General features: G+C 55.5%; 1 rRNA gene. It reads right to left on the bottom strand.

What is annotated here, in order from left to right:
* Nucleotides 1-618, bottom strand: a 23S ribosomal RNA gene (locus AC2TDN_RS26610); the annotation flags it as partial.

Below are 618 nucleotides of genomic sequence, written 5' to 3' on the forward strand. Positions count from 1 at the left end.
CCTAACCGCTCCCCTTAACCTTCCAGCACCGGGCAGGCGTCAGCCCGTATACTTCGCCTTACGGCTTCGCACAGACCTGTGTTTTTGCTAAACAGTCGCTTGGGCCTTTTCACTGCGGCCCCCTCGGGCTATTCACCCTACCGAGGCACCCCTTCTCCCGAAGTTACGGGGTCATTTTGCCGAGTTCCTTAACGAGAGTTCTTCCGCGCGCCTTAGCATGCTCTGCTCGCCTACCTGTGTCGGTTTGCGGTACGGGCACCTTCACCTGGCTAGAGGCTTTTCTTGACAGCCGGAGTACATGACCTTCGCTACTGCAATTTTCGCTCCCCATCACAGCCCAGCCTAACAGTGTGCGGATTTGCCTACACACTAGCCTCACTGCTTGGACGGGCTATTCCATCAGCCCGCGTCACTGCCCTTCTGTGTCACCCCATTGCTCATAACGGTTTACGGTGGTACAGGAATTTCAACCTGTTGTCCATCCACTACGCCTTTCGGCCTCGCGTTAGGTCCCGACTTACCCTGAGAGGACGAGCCTTCCTCAGGAACCCTTAGGCTTTCGGCGGACAAGATTCTCACTTGTCTTTTCGTTACTCATACCGGCATTCTCACTTGAAT

It is taken from the genome of Paenibacillus sp. Y660, from assembly GCF_057221575.1.